At 66.5% G+C, this 13990-nt stretch carries 14 protein-coding genes and 1 riboswitch; of the genes, 10 read left to right on the forward strand and 4 right to left on the reverse strand.

The window, feature by feature from the left end; genetic code table 11:
• The 5 genes from V5A20_RS09955 to V5A20_RS09975 all read left to right on the forward strand — a co-directional run.
• Nucleotides 1-905, forward strand: a 905-nt coding sequence (locus V5A20_RS09955) for a cupredoxin domain-containing protein (protein WP_332327247.1), incomplete at its 5' end; no start/stop codon positions are given.
• A 149-nt stretch (nt 906-1054) separates the two neighbouring features.
• Entirely contained in the window at nt 1055-1720 is a 666-nt protein-coding gene (locus tag V5A20_RS09960) for a hypothetical protein (protein WP_332316179.1), read from the forward strand.
• 88 nt (nt 1721-1808) lie between these two features.
• Complete coding sequence (locus tag V5A20_RS09965) at nt 1809-3200, forward strand: NosD domain-containing protein (protein ID WP_332316180.1); 1392 nt, start codon at nt 1809-1811, stop codon at nt 3198-3200.
• Nucleotides 3197-3859 (forward strand): ABC transporter ATP-binding protein, encoded by a 663-nt coding sequence (locus V5A20_RS09970; protein ID WP_332327248.1) that lies wholly within the window; start codon nt 3197-3199, stop codon nt 3857-3859. Before V5A20_RS09965 ends, V5A20_RS09970 begins: the two co-directional genes overlap by 4 nt.
• Nucleotides 3860-3970: 111 nt before the next feature.
• Nucleotides 3971-4765 (forward strand): ABC transporter permease subunit, encoded by a 795-nt coding sequence (locus tag V5A20_RS09975; RefSeq protein WP_332316183.1) that lies wholly within the window; start codon nt 3971-3973, stop codon nt 4763-4765.
• A gap of 2 nt (nt 4766-4767) precedes the next feature.
• Here V5A20_RS09975 and V5A20_RS09980 read toward each other — a convergent pair whose 3' ends face one another.
• The gene (locus V5A20_RS09980; RefSeq protein ID WP_332316192.1) at nt 4768-5352 is read right to left on the reverse strand and encodes a Crp/Fnr family transcriptional regulator; all 585 of its coding nucleotides are present in this window, start codon (nt 5350-5352) and stop codon (nt 4768-4770) included.
• A gap of 208 nt (nt 5353-5560) precedes the next feature.
• Between V5A20_RS09980 and V5A20_RS09985 the strand changes: the two genes are divergently transcribed.
• The 5 genes from V5A20_RS09985 to V5A20_RS10005 all read left to right on the forward strand — a co-directional run bounded on the left by V5A20_RS09985 (nt 5561) and on the right by V5A20_RS10005 (nt 9321).
• Nucleotides 5561-5809, forward strand: coding sequence for a DUF2249 domain-containing protein (locus V5A20_RS09985; RefSeq protein ID WP_332316184.1), 249 nt, complete (start codon nt 5561-5563; stop codon nt 5807-5809).
• A gap of 163 nt (nt 5810-5972) precedes the next feature.
• Nucleotides 5973-6176: a hypothetical protein gene (locus V5A20_RS09990; RefSeq protein WP_332316185.1), complete on the forward strand. Its 204-nt coding sequence runs from the start codon at nt 5973-5975 to the stop codon at nt 6174-6176.
• A 13-nt stretch (nt 6177-6189) separates the two neighbouring features.
• A complete protein-coding gene (locus V5A20_RS09995) occupies nt 6190-6711 on the forward strand; it encodes a cytochrome c oxidase subunit II (protein ID WP_332316186.1) in 522 nt (173 codons plus the stop codon).
• The gene (locus V5A20_RS10000; RefSeq protein ID WP_332316187.1) at nt 6708-8381 is read left to right on the forward strand and encodes a b(o/a)3-type cytochrome-c oxidase subunit 1; all 1674 of its coding nucleotides are present in this window, start codon (nt 6708-6710) and stop codon (nt 8379-8381) included. The genes V5A20_RS09995 and V5A20_RS10000 overlap by 4 nt, the downstream gene beginning before the upstream one ends.
• Before the next feature lie 328 nt (nt 8382-8709).
• Nucleotides 8710-9321: a hypothetical protein gene (locus V5A20_RS10005; RefSeq protein WP_332316188.1), complete on the forward strand. Its 612-nt coding sequence runs from the start codon at nt 8710-8712 to the stop codon at nt 9319-9321.
• An 84-nt stretch (nt 9322-9405) separates the two neighbouring features.
• On the opposite strand, the gene tenA is transcribed toward V5A20_RS10005, so the two are convergent.
• The 3 genes from tenA to V5A20_RS10020 form a co-directional block, all read right to left on the reverse strand.
• Nucleotides 9406-10119 (reverse strand): thiaminase II, encoded by a 714-nt coding sequence (gene tenA, locus V5A20_RS10010; RefSeq protein ID WP_332316189.1) that lies wholly within the window; start codon nt 10117-10119, stop codon nt 9406-9408.
• Between the two features lie 70 nt (nt 10120-10189).
• Nucleotides 10190-10293: riboswitch (TPP riboswitch) on the reverse strand.
• Between the two features lie 107 nt (nt 10294-10400).
• Nucleotides 10401-12983, reverse strand: a complete 2583-nt coding sequence (locus tag V5A20_RS10015; protein ID WP_332327249.1) for a PAS domain-containing sensor histidine kinase — start codon at nt 12981-12983, stop codon at nt 10401-10403.
• 180 nt (nt 12984-13163) lie between these two features.
• On the reverse strand, nt 13164-13787 hold the full coding sequence (locus V5A20_RS10020) for a metallophosphoesterase family protein (RefSeq protein WP_332316191.1): 624 nt from the start codon (nt 13785-13787) through the stop codon (nt 13164-13166).
• Nucleotides 13788-13990 lie beyond the last annotated feature (203 nt).

Here is a 13990-nt window from a genome sequence, read left to right on the forward strand (position 1 = left end):
CCGGGAAGCTGCAGCCGACCACCACCGTCTTCGACTTCGAACAGGTGCAGACGGCGATCGAGAACGACGACTTCCAGGGCGAATTCCGGGGCGTGCCCGTCCTCAACTACGACAGCATCGTGGAGGGGGAAGTCCCAGTGGGCCAGGGCCCGCTGCACACGCAGTACGACGGGGAGGGCAACGCCTACACGTCCCTCTTCATCGAGTCGGCCGTGGCAAAGTGGGAACTGCCCCCGTGGGACGACGCCACGCAGGAGGACATGAGCCAGGCCATCGTCGACAAGATTGGTGTCCAGTACAACATCGGCCACCTCGTCATTCCGGGCAGCGACTCGCAGGAGCCGTACGGCGACTGGCTGGTGGCGATGAACAAGCTCCAGAAGGACCGCGGCCTGAACGTGGGGCCGGAGAAGCCGGAGACGAGCCAGCTCATCGACATCTCCGGCGAGGAGATGGAGATGATCGAGGAAGACTACACCCGGCCCGAGCCACACTTCGCCCAGGTCGTGCCCGCGGACATTATCGATCCGATCGAGGTGCACAAGCAGGAAGACAACGACCACCCCGAAGCCCGCTGGGATCCGGAGAACACCGGCCAGACGCGGACCCGCGAGGGCGTGGAGGTGCACATGGTGTCGCAGCGAAGCCAGTTCTTCCCGGACAAGATCGAAGCCCGAGCGGGCGACGAGGTCACCATTCACCTGACGAACGTGGAGCAGGTGTCGGACATGATCCACGGCTTCGGCGTGGCCGAGCACAACATGAACGTCGTCGTGACGCCCGGCCAGACGAAGACCATGAAGTTTACAGTCGACGAAACCGGCGTCTATCCGTTCTACTGCACCAACTTCTGCTCGGCGCTCCACCAGGAGATGCAGGGCTACCTGGAGGTAGAGCCTAGCTAGACGCGTACAGGCCGGCCCTGCAACAGGCCTTCGGGCGCATGCGAGTGGGGGGCAGGAGTCCCAACGTTTGGGCTCCAGCCCCCTGCGTCCAGGCCCCGAATGAGCCGCCCTCACCAGAATGCTGGTTTTCCTTACGACGCGTTCCATCCATGCGTGACTTCGTCGATCGCCTTCCTGAGATCACTGATCGGTCCATCCCCAATCGGGGACGGTTCTTGATGGTCACGGGGGCAGTGCTGCTGGCCGTATCGATTTTCCTTCCCCTGTGGCAGATTCACCTGGAGGCGCCTCAGTATCCGGAGGGCGGGCTCGACATGTACATTTACAGCCACAAACTGGACGCGGGCAATGACGGACAGGACCTCAAGGAAATTAACAACTTGAACCACTACATCGGCATGGCGCCGATTGAGGAGGAGGACTTTGCGGAGATGACGTTCATTCCCTTCCTCCTCGGGGGCTTTGTGCTCCTGGCCCTACGGGGCGCGTTCTTTGGCACCGTGAAGTCGGTGGTCGACACGCTCGTGCTGTTCGTGTACTTCGGGGCGTTTTCGATGTGGCGCTTCTACTATCAGCTGTACACCTACGCCCACAACCTGGACCCGAAGGCCGCGATGGACATCGAGCCCTTTACGCCGATTCTTATCGGCTGGAAGCAGATTGCAAACTTCACGCAGTACAGCTTCCCGCGCGAAGGCTCGGCCCTGCTGCTCGGGGCCACGCTCTGTTTCGTCGGGGCCCTCTGGATGGGCGTCCGGTCGGAAACAGGGACGGACGAGACGGAAGCGTCCGAGCCCGACCCCGCGACTGCCTGATCGCCTGCGTAGGAGGCGGGGACGAATGTCGGAGGCGATAAAGTGGGTCGACAACCTTCCAACCTTCAATCTTCCAACCTTCACTCCGATGAGGGCTTTCTGGGCACTCACATTCGGACTGTTGCTCAGCGCCGGGCCCGTGTTCGCCCAGCCGTCGTTACAGGCTCGCATCGACGCCGCGGCGCCCGGCGACACAATCGTCGTGACGGGAGGCACGCACGAGGGGCCGTTCGTGGTTGACACCCCACTGGTCCTGCGGGGGCGTGACCGCCCGCACCTGAAGGGCGACGAGCAGACGCACATCGTCGCGGTCGACGCCGCCGACGTGACCGTCGAGGGCTTTCGAATTACGGGGTCCGGAACGGACCTGGGCGAGGACCACGCCGGCGTGATGGTACGGGCCCCGCGCGTGACGGTCCGCGACAATCGCCTGTCCGAGGTCTTGCATGGGGTGTACGTGAAGGGCGAACCCCGGGCGGTGGTCGTCGAGAACGTGATCGAGGGGCCGCCCACCGTCACGCGACGACTCGCCCCCGACGAGGCCCGGCGCCACGACTGCTCGGTGCCGCCGGAGGGCGGCGACTGTGCCGTGCCCCTGCCGGTCCCGCAGCGGGGCAACGGCATTCACCTGTGGAACGCACTCCACAGTACGGTAACCCACAACACCGTCCACCACACGCGAGACGGCGTGTACTTCTCGCACTCCGACCACGCCTACGCGGCCCACAACACGATTCACGACGTGCGCTACGGGCTGCACTACATGTATTCGGACGACAACACGTTCGAGCACAATCGCTTCTTCGACAACGAATCGGGGTCCGCGCTCATGTACTCCGCCCGCATTGCGGTGCGACACAACGTCTTCCGCAACAACCGGTCGCAGCGGGGCTATGGGCTGCTTCTGCAGACGGTGGACGAGAGCCGCTTCGCGCACAACCGCATGGTCCAGAACGGCACGGGCGTCTACCTCGAAAACAGCACGCGCAACACGTTCGCGGACAACGTCGTGGCGTCCAACTACCGGGGCGTCCGGTTCACGGGAAGCTCGATGGAGAATCGGTTCGGCCGCAACGTCATCCGCGGCAACCTGAACACGGCGACGGTGGCCGGGGCCAGCGCCACGAACGAGTGGCACCTCGACGGCCGCGGCAACTACTGGGGCCCGCGCGGCCTGCTCGACGTAAATGCCGACGGGGTGAGCGAGCTGCCGCACCGGACGGTCGACCTGTTTGGCGCGCGGCGCGAGACATTCCCGTACGTCGACCTACTGGCGGGCAGCCCGGGCCTCTCGCTCCTCGCCGACGCCCTGGCGCGCGTGCCGGACACGGACATCCCGACGCTCACCGACACGCACCCGCTCGTGGAGCCCCCGGACCATTCCGAGGCGGAAGAGGCGGCGGGGCTCGGGGCGGTCGGCACGCTTGGCATTGTATTGTTAACCGTCGGCGCGGTCGCGCTGCGGAGGCGAGTGGCATGATTGACGTGGTGGATCTCTACAAATCGTTCGGGGACGCGTCGGTCCTGCAGGGCGCGTCGTTCTCGGCGGCGCCGGGCACCGCCACGGTGCTGGTGGGGCCCAACGGGTCGGGCAAGACGACGACCCTGCACGTGCTCGCGGGCCTCGCCACGCCCGACGCCGGCACGGCCGCCGTGGACGGGCGGGACGTGACGACCGACCGCTGCGCGGCCCAAGAGCGGCTCGCGTTCTTGCCGCAGGATGTCCGCTTCCACGACGCCCTCACGCCCCGGCAGGTGCTGCGGTTCTACGCGGGACTCCGCAACGCCCCCGCCGCGCGCCTCGACGCGCGCCTCGAGGACGTCGGGCTCGCCGACGCCGCCCAGAAGCCGTGCGGGACGCTCTCGGGGGGCATGCGGCAGCGCCTGGGGATCGCGGTCTTCGAGCTGGCCCGCGCGCCGGTGCTCCTCCTCGACGAGCCGGGCTTGAGCCTGGACCCGGAGTGGCGCGGCTTCCTCATGGACCGGCTCCGGGCCCGGGTGGAAGAGGGCGCGGCGGTGCTCATGGCCACGCACCTGCTGGACGTGTGGCGGCCCCTCGCCGACCGCGTGCTCCGCTGCGAGGGCGGGCAGATTCGGGACGTGGAACAGAGTGATCCGGTCCCTGCGCCGTCTCCATAGTGCGTAGTGCGTATTGCGTAGTGCGGATCAGTTCGATTGGGCCCCACACAATACGAAATGCGCAATACGCAACAGACACCCGACTCTCGATTCTCAACCCTCGAACCAACCATGCCGCTGATGCAACGACCGACCTCGGCTTACCGCGCCCTCGTGCGCCGAGAGGTCACCACGACGCTCCACAACCGGTTCGTTCAGGTGTTTGCGATCGTCGCGTGGGCGGGAAGCAGTGCCGTGGCGGCCCTCAGCGGGCAACCCGAGGCGGTGCCGTACGGCCTGCTGCTGCTCTTTCTGTATCTGGTGCCCCTGTTTGGGCTGCTCGTGGGGGTGAGCGCCGCGCACGAGGAGCGCGACGAGCGGGCGTTCCTCTGGACCCAGCCGGTGCCGCGGGCTGCGTTCGTGCTGGGCAAGGCGGTCACGCTGGTCGTGGCGCTGGCGGCGGTGCTCCTCGGGGCTCTCGTGGCGGGGGCCGTAATGGGGGCGGGGCCGGGGACGCTGGCGCTCCTGTGGGGCCTGGGGACGGGCCTCGTGCTGGTGAGCGTGAGCGCGGGCCTCGCCGCGGGGCAGTACACCACGAGCCGGGCGCGCGGACTGATGGTGGGGCTCGTCGTATGGGTCGTGGCCTTTGCGCTCTACGACGCGGCCGCCCTGGGACTGTCGGGGCTCGGGGCGGTGCAGGCCCTGCCCGCGTTCTGGGTCGGCCTCCTGCTCCTCAACCCGATCGATGCGGTGCGGCTGGCCGGACTCTTCGCCCTCGAAGACGTGCCGTTCTCGACGCCGGGGGAGGCGGCCTGGGTCGCGGACCTGATGGCGGGGCTGCCCGCCTGGGTCGCGGGGCTGACGGTGGCCTGGACGGCGCTTCTCCTCGTGCTGGCCTGCCGGCGCCTCCGCCGGCTCGACCTCTAGGGTCAGTGGGGATCGACGAGGTGCCGCAGGCCCCGCACGTCCGTCAGGGCGATCTCCGCATCCTCGGTCCGGATGAGGGCTTCCTCCTCCAGTGCGCGCAGCGCCCGCGAGAGCGTCTCGGGGACGGTGCCCAGCTCGGCGGCGAGCACGGATTTGGGAATGTCGAGCTCGACGGTGGGGGCCGTGTCGGGGGCGTCCGGAACCGTGGGGACCTGCTCGACGAGGTAGCGGGCGAGGCGCTCCTGCACGTCCTGCAGCGACACGGCGTCGAGCTGGCGGACAGCGCTGCGGAGGCGCCCGGCCAGTTGGCCCAGCATATGCAGTGCCGAGCGGGGATGGGCGTCCACGAACGACAGAAAGGCGTCGGCCGGAAAGAACAGCAGGGTGCTGTCCGAAAGGGTTTCGGCGGTGGCCGGGTACGTGTCGCCGTCGCCCATTTCGAACAGCGGCACTTCCGCAAACGACTCGCCGGGACGGATGACGTGCAGGACCAGCATTCGGCCCTCCGGGCTCAGCCGGTAGATATGGACGCCGCCCTCAATCAGAAGATAGAAGCCCCGATACGCATCGCCACGCTGGAACAGAATCGTGCCGCTTGCCGCCGTACAGACCTACCCGAGATCGATGAGGCGTTCCCGCCCCTCCGCAGACAGCCCGCCGAAGAAGGCGTGGTGCTCCGTCGCGTCGGCAATGTCGGCGAGAGACACGTCCATGCAGGGGGGCGGGGCGGCGGGGCCTGGCGGGCGCTGAGGGGAAAAGCACGTTGACCATGCAAAGTAACGCGTTCGAGTCTCTATGTCCACCGCCGCGCCCACGACCCTCGACGTTCGTCCCGTGGATGCCGCCCGAAAGCTCGAATCCGTCCTCTCGGTGGTTGACGGCCTCAGTGCGGGGGCGTCGTTCGTGCTCGTAGACGACGTGGACCCGGCACCGATGCGCCTGCAGGTTGAGAATGAGCGCCCCGGGGAGATCCGCTGGATGTATTTGAAGAGAGGCCCGCACGTGTGGTGCGTGCGCGTCGAGCGGGGGCCGAGCGCGGCATAGGGGCGTGAGCGACAACGTGGGGGAACGCCCCACCCAACGTTCATGCGAGGGCGGGTTGCAGGAAGAGATGCTGGATAGTACCATAGTTGTGAAAGATGTGGCACGTGCCCCCTCGCGCCCGCCACCACCGTTCGCCGTTCTTCCGAATTACGTGTCTGCTCTCATGCCGACCAACGAGTCCGACGCCTCGCCTGAGATCAGCTCCGTGGGAGACGATTCGGGAAAGGTCCGAGACATTTCGCTCGACGAGTTCCAGCCCTACGGCACCCTCGCCGTCAACGGGGCCTACTTCGTCCTTCTCCTCGTGCTGTACGCACTGCTGTACTTTGTCGAGTTTGCTACGCACGCCCCCCACATCATTGAGTAAGTCCTGATCGACCATGCACGTTCATCGTTTTGAAAAGCTCTGGATCGGGCTCTCCCTCCTCCTCATCGCCGCCTTCATCGGGATTGTGCTCTTCGGGTTCACGGTGATGAACCTGAAGGTGCCCGGCGTAGAAACGGGCGAGACCGTCGACCCGGCGACCGTCCTGTCGGAGGGGCCGTTTGCACAGCCGGGAGTGCGCAAGGTGAGCGACAACCACTACGAGGTGTACATGCTCGCCCAGCAGTTCCTCTTCCGACCGGGGAGCACCCAGCCCCTGACCCTTCCGGCCGAGACCAAGGTGACCTTTCACATGACGAGCCCGGACGTCATGCACGGGTTCGAGGTGCCGGGGAGCGGGTTGAATGCGACCGTCATCCCGGGACAGATTGCAACGTTTAGCACCCGCTTTCCAGAGGCGAAAACCTATGGCATCATCTGCCACCAGTACTGTGGCTCGGCCCACCACAACATGCAGGGTGAAATTGAGGTCGTTCCCCCATCCGAGTTTGACGAGAGCAATCTGATATCACAATGACGTTTGTCAACCACTACCCGAAAGCGGCGCGCATTGTCAAGGCCAACTTGATCGTCGCGTTCGTGGCCCTCAGCATTGGGGGCTTCTTCGGCCTTATCCAGGCGCTGCACCGCACGGACGTCTTCCGCGGGTTCGTCTCCTCGGTGGGGTACTACGACGTGCTCACGGGCCACGGCGTCCTGCTGGCCCTCGTGTTCACCACCTTCTTCATTACGGGGCTCTACCAGTGGGGCGTTACGCGCACCCTGGAGCGCGAGCCGGAGAGCTCAACGTTCTCGTGGAGCTGGTTCGTGATGATGCTGGTGGGGACGACCATGACGGCTACTGCCATCCTCGGCGGGCTCGTGCCGGGCAGTGGCCTGAGTGCGGCGGTCCTCTACACGTTCTATCCGCCGCTGCAGGCCCATCCGCTCTTCTACATCGGCGCGGCGCTCCTCATCGTGGGCTCCTGGCTGGCCGGGGCCGACTGGTTCTGGACGTACCGCAAGTGGCGCGCCGACAACCCCGACGCCCGCATCCCGCTGCAGACCTACATGGTCATCTTCACGTGGCTCATGTGGTACCTCTGCTCGCTGGGCGTGGCGCTGGAGGTGGTCGTGCTCCTCATTCCGTGGTCGCTCGGCATCGTCGAGAAGATTGATCCGCTGCTGCCCCGCACGCTCTTCTGGTACTTCGGGCACGCGGTGGTCTACTTCTGGCTGCTGCCGGCCTACTTCGTGTGGTACACCATTCTGCCGAAGCTCTCGGGCGGACGCCTCTTCAGCGATCCGCTCGCCCGAATCGTCTTCATCTTCTTCCTGCTGCTCTCCACGCCCATCGGCTACCACCACCAGTACGCCGACCCGGGCATCTCGCTGGTCTATAAGATGTGGGCGCTCATCATGACGCTCGTCATTTTGCTGCCGAGCCTCATGACGGCGTTTACGGTCATCTCGTCGATGGAGCACGGCGCCCGGCAGCGGGGCGGCAGTGGCTATTTCGCGTGGATGGGGGCGCTGCCGTGGGGGCAGCCCGCCTTCGTGGGCTGTGCGCTGGCCGGCATCATGTTCGCCGCGGGCGGCTTTAGCGGCATGATCAACGCCTCGCTCAACATCGACATGCTGGTGCACAACACCGCCTGGATTCCCGGCCACTTCCACCTCACGGTGGGCACGGCCACGGCCCTTACCTTCATGGCCATCACGTACTGGCTGCTCCCCCAGCTGACCGGGAAGGAGATCAAGTTCAAAAACCTGGCCCTGGCCCAGCCCTACACGTGGTTCATCGGAATGACGCTGATGTCCAACGCGCTCCACCGGCAGGGCCTGGCGGGCGTGCCGCGCCGCGTATCGGAGCCCCAGTACGCGGGCATCGACTACGAAGTGCCGTTCGGCACCATGGCGGAGATGGACTGGCAGGTGGCGATCGGGGGCACCATTCTCTTTGTCTCGCTGGTGCTCTTCATCACGGTGATCGGAGGGACGTGGTGGAAGGGGGCGCCCGCCACCGACGTGGACGACGTGATCCCGCCCGCCCTCTCGGGCCCAGAGCACTCGCCGAAGATTCTGGACAACCTGACGCTATGGATGGGCGTGGCCGTGGTGCTGGTCCTCATTGCCTACTCGCTGCCGCTGGCCGAGATGGTCATGGATGGGCTCTTCTCGCCGGGGGCGTTCCCGGCGCCGATGTAGGCGCGTGGTGGCGCTGGAAAGGAGGCGCCCGGCGCTCCTGTGCTGGGACGGAGAGGCCTATGTAAACACGCAGAAATACGTTTATTCGAGCGTCATTCTGAGTGACCGACGACCGGAGGGAGGAGCGAGTCGAAGAATCTTACTGGGTCCAGCGCGAACGCTGATTTGGGAATATACCGGTCTGAAGGTCGCTTCTGCTGATCTTCGAAGAGATTCCTCGACTCCGCTTCGCTGCGCTCGGAATGACTTGTTGTTAAGGGTCTTTTGCGTGTCTACTTAGATTGCACCCGTCCGGTGGCTGTCTCGACGATTCCTGGACTTCTGTTCGATGGACGATCCCCCTTCTCCCGAGCCGGACGATGCTTCGTCCCCCTCTGCGCCCGACGGGGCCGATGAGGTGAATCCCTGGGTGGTCCGCTTCTTTCTCATCCTCGCGTTCGGGCTGGCGTTCGGGATTGAGGGGATGACCCTGGTCCGCAGCTACCTTCTGAGTGGGGACGACGAGTCGGCGCCGGCCGACGAGACGCAGGAAGCCTCGAGCGCGCCAGGGGCACGGTCCGGCGGCCCCCTTCGGATCGGGGACGACCTCCTGCCGGCCACGGACGTCACGGAGCGCGTGGCGGAGCTGCAGATGCGGGCGCAGTCGTCCGGGCCCTGGGCCTTTCGGCTTGCCGTCGTGGTGAACAACCGCACGGAGGCGCCCTACCGCCTCACCCTGCGGGCCCTGGAAACGGACGGCGGCACGGTGCTCGACGACGTCCACGGGGCAACGTGGGCCCCCGGCGACTCGACGCGGTTCCGGGCCACCTGGCCGATGGGGGCCGATGCCCGCCCGCAGTCGCTCATCGTCGAGGCGGAGCTGCGGCGGAACGGCGATTCGACCCGCACCGTGCGCCGGCGCGTCTCGTTCGGGCACGTGCCGGTGCAGATGGAGCGATAGTGGGGGTGGGACACGCGGGGAAGAGGGGCGAGAGAGGAAGATAGATGCGCCCGTTCACCGTCTGCGGTCCGCCGACGATCGACACTACACCGGCCACTCCTGCTGAGTCCAGGCCTGGTCCCAGAACATCCACTCGTAGCGGACGCTGGTGGTGAAGGCCGTCTTGGCCCGGGTGCGGGCCGCCTCGTCGGCGGCGTCGGCAAACCGCTGCAGGCGCGCCAGAAGGTTCTCCATGTACGTGTTGAACTCCGGGTCGCGGTACATGGCGAGCCACTCGGCGTAGGGGTGGTCCTCAGGGATCTCGCCCATCTCGCGCTCCAGGCGCTGGCCGAGCTCCACGTAGAGCCAGGGGCAGGGCGTGAGGGCGGCCGTGCCCTCCACGAGCGTGCCGCGCTGGGCCCGCTCGATCATGTGGTTCTGGTAGGCGCGGTTGTTTGGGGTCAGCTGGAGCTCGCGGATGTCTTCGGGGCCGTACCCGAGCGCCTCGCCGTAGCCCTCGTGGAGCTCGCCCTCCACGACGAGGGCCAGCCGGGCCGCGTCGATGAACCAGAGCGTGTCGTCCGGGTGTGCGCACTGGGTGGAGAGGAGGGAGGCGGCGTCGGCGAAGGCCTCCAGGTAGCGCGCGTCCTGCATCTGGTAGAACTTGAAGGTGTCCGCGTCCAGCGTGCCCTCGGCGAGGGCGTGCACGAACGGGTGGTCGAACGCCTCCGTCCACGGGTCGCCGGCGTGCTGCAGGCAGGCCTCCGCGAAGGGGGGCACCGAGAAGGCGCGGGTGTTGAGGGGGGCAGTCAGGTCCATGGGTTGGGCTTCGCGTGATCGATGCGTTGGGGGGCGAGCGCGAAGCCAGAGACGCGGTGCCGACGGGGCGACGAGGGGAGGTGTGCTTTCCTGCGCCGGCATGACCCGGATCAGGTTCGGAGGGTCTCTCTCAGCCCGGCCGCCGCGTGGCGCCGAACACCCCTAGCTTCGTCCCAAACGATAGGCAGCAGAGACGAAAGCGTCTACCGTGCTGAGGAGGATCGGCCAACGCTCCGGGCAAATTTCCCGAACCTTTCTCCAGGTGGGGGAGCGCGGCGATGCTAGGCCCGGTCCGGGGGCGCCGTCGCGGGAAATTGCACGGTGAAGCAGCTGCCCTCGCCCTTTGCGGTCTCGACCGCGATGGTGCCGCCCATCTGCTCGGTCGCCTGCTTGGTGACGGCCAGGCCGAGGCCGGTGCCCTCGTACGTCCGGCCGGGGCCTTCCGACTCCTGGCGAAACGGCTCGAAGAGCTCCGGTACGCGGCCCGGATCCATGCCGACGCCGGTGTCCTCGACCTCCAGGACCACAGCGTCGTCGTCCCCGTCGGCCCGGACGTGGACCGCGCCGCCCTCCTCGGTGTACTTCAGCGCGTTGGAGATCAGGTTTTGCAGGACAATCCGCAGGCCGCCCTCGTCGACGCAGGCCCAGAGGGGAGCGTCGGGCGTTTCTACCTGCAGGTCGATGCCTTCGGTGTGGGCCTGAGGCTCGAACAGGCCGGCGGCCTCGCGCACCTCTTCCGTCAGGTTCAGGGGGATGCAGTCGAGTTTCATCTCGCCCGCCTCCAGGCGCGAGAGATTGAGGACCGCGTCGAGCGTCTCCAAGAGGCGATGCCCGCTCTCCTCAATGAGCTCGGAAAATTGGTGGAGGGTGTTGAAGGTGGAGCCCTCGGGCGCTGAACGGCCCGACAGGCGTGCCACCTCGTCCCCGATGACCTCCGCAAACCCGATGATGGACGTTAGCGGGGTGCGAATCTCGTGGCTCATGTTCGCGAGGAAGGCGCTCTTCATCCGGTTCAGACGCTCGGCCTCCTCCTTCGCCGAGACGAGCTCGCCCTCGTACGTAATGCGGTCGAGCACGAGGGCAGCGTAGGTCGAGAGGATCTCAATCAGGCGTCGGTCGAAGTCCTCGACGGCCCCCGCCTCCAGGGCCGCCACCGAAATGGTGCCGTGCATCCCGACGGGCACGATGGCCGTGGCCCGTACCGCCCCGGGGTCGGCGGCATCGTCGGCGGCACGCAGGTCGTCGAAGACGGTCGTATCCCCGTCGCGGAAGGCCGTGGCCACGACGCTCTCGCTCGTCACGTCCAACGAGGACAGCTCGGGGAGGTGATCGGAAATATTGGGCGAGGCCTGGACGGGCGTGAGCCGGTGGTCTTCACGAAATCGAACGACGACAATCGGGTAGCCGAACACCTCGTTCACGAGGTCCACGATGCACTGGGCCACCGCGGCCTCGTCTTCGGCCCGCAGCACCTGGGCTGTCGTCGCGTAGAGGGCCTCGACCTTTTCCTGGCGGTCCTGCAGGGTCCGTTCACGGCGCTTCCGCTCGGTGATGTCGGTGTAGATGGCGTACCCCTCCACGGGGCCGGATTCGTCCTCGCGGAGGGTGACCTGGACCCGAAAGTCGCGAATGCCACGGGAGGTTTCTCGTTGCACCTCCCGGTCCACCGGCTCGCCATTCTGCAACCAGCGGCGGATCGAGTCTGCATCGTCCTGCGCGTCGGGAGGCACGATGTGGGCCCGGAGGTCCTCAGTCCGGAGGTGGTCTTTGTCGATCCCAAAAACCGTTTCGAATGTGTCGTTGACGTTTTGGGGGCGGACGCGGCCGTCGTCGTCGGGCCAGCCGTGCACGACCGGAGTCGGAAGGTTGTGAAAGAGGGTTTCGAACCGGTCGCGCTCGGCCTGGAGGGCCTGCTCGGCCTCCTTCCGGTCGGTGATGTCCAGGAGCACGCCGTTGAAGAGGATCTCGTCTTCTCTGCGCTCCGGCATTGAGGAGCAGAGGAGCCAGATGCGCGTGCCGTCGGGCCGGTCGAACGGCATCTCGATCCGGGCGGGGCACAATTCTTTGCTTGCCGTCCGCGTGTTTTCTACATACTGCTCCCGGTACTCGGGCGGGATGCACTGTATGAATCGGTCGTGGAAGCCCTCCGGCTCGGCCGAGAGGCCCAGGACGGATTCGGCCTTTTGCCCGACGAAATGGTAGCCCCAGTCTTCCCCGGGGCGGGCATAGAACTGGTACGTCACGCCCGGGAGGCTGTTGGCAAGCCCCCGCAGTCGTCCCTCTTTCTCCTGGAGGGCTTTCCCGGTCCGCCGGCGCTCCAGCGTCTGCTCTACGGCCCGCACGAGAAGAGCGAGGACCGCGGCGTCCGACTCCCCGAACGACTCCACCCGCGGCTCCCGGTCGACGAAGCAGAGGGTGCCGTAAAACTCGTTCTCCACCACCACCTTCGCCCCGAAGTAGGTGGACAATTCGAAGGCCTCGTAGGCGGGATCCCGGTTCCACCCCTGCTCCGGGGCATTCCCGACGGCCAGGGCATCGCCGCGCGCGACCACGTGCCGACAGTACGTGGTCGACAGGTCGCACGTACGCCCCTTCTCAAGGACAGGATGAGGCCCACTCACTTCGACGATCGTGTGCGTCCCGGCGGCCAGGTCGATGCGCGTAAGATGTCCGTGTTCGAGGCCCAGCCACTCGGCTCCGAGCCGAAGGAGGGCTTGTAGCGTCTCAGCGGGAGGGCGGGTTTCGTCTGCCCGAAGGTCGCGAAGGCGGGTCCGGTAGGCCTGATCGTCGATCGTGGCCTCTAGGGCGTCGGTGTTTCCATTGATGGAAAAGAACCGCCCTGAGGGCCGGCCGAGGTCTTTCATGCGGGGACAGAGCACTATGTCGGAGCACGAATGCTCCTCCTCAACGTCTTTGTGCTCACGTCAGGCCCCTGAAATGCGGGGCAGGGCCCCTGAGAAGGAGTGTTCTCTTTCTAAGTAATGTAACGCCCTTCAAACATTGAAGATTCGACGGAGGCACGCGTTCCGCCGGTCCGACGCCGCTCAAGCCGCGTCCGCCCCAAAAACATTCCAGGTGTGTCCACGGGGCCCGGCGTTCACGACGGCCGTCGGGCCGATCTCGGCGGTCTCGCCCCAGCTGCCGTGGATGTGGCCGCAGACCGTCAGGGAGGGCTCTGTCGCTTCGACGGCCTCGCGCACGGCGACACTCCCCAGCGATTGGCCTTTCGAGTCGCGATCGACGGCGTTCTTGGGCGGGGAGTGGGAGACGAGCACGGCGCCGTCCGGACAGTCGGCCAGAAGCTGACGGGCCTCCGCCTCGCTGAAGTCGTAGCTCCAGGGCCCGAACGGCGTCACCGGAATGCCCCCGCCAATCCCGTAGAACGGCTGGCCGTGGATCGTAACCCCGGTGCCGTGCAGCACGTGGGCCTCGGGCCAGTCGAGGGTGGACAGCTGCTCGGCGATCTCGTCTTCCGTTTCGGCGTTGCCCGGCACGAGGACCGTCGGCGTGTCGATGGCGGACAGGGCGTCGAGCGGGGCCTGGAGATTCCGGCGCATCCGGCAGAAATCCCCGGCGCCCACGACGACGTCCACCTCGGACGCGCGGTCCACGAGCTGGCGGCAGGCGTCGAGGTCGCCGTGCACGTCGCTGAAGAGGAGGAGCTGCATTGGGTTGAGCGTTGGGCGTTTTGGGGGGAGGGCTGTGTTGCGGTTCGCACCATTCAGGAGCGACGGGCTGCTGCGTGTCGTTCCTTACGGGCCGTCGTGTTCGCTACACTCATCATTGGTCCTGATCCGGCACGCCCGAGTCCGCGATGGGCAGGGGGCGGGCGGAGTTGCCGACGACGCCGAGGCTGCTGGCGGCCATGGCG

It is taken from the genome of Salinibacter sp., assembly GCF_036626415.1.
Lineage (GTDB): Bacteria > Bacteroidota > Rhodothermia > Rhodothermales > Salinibacteraceae > Salinibacter.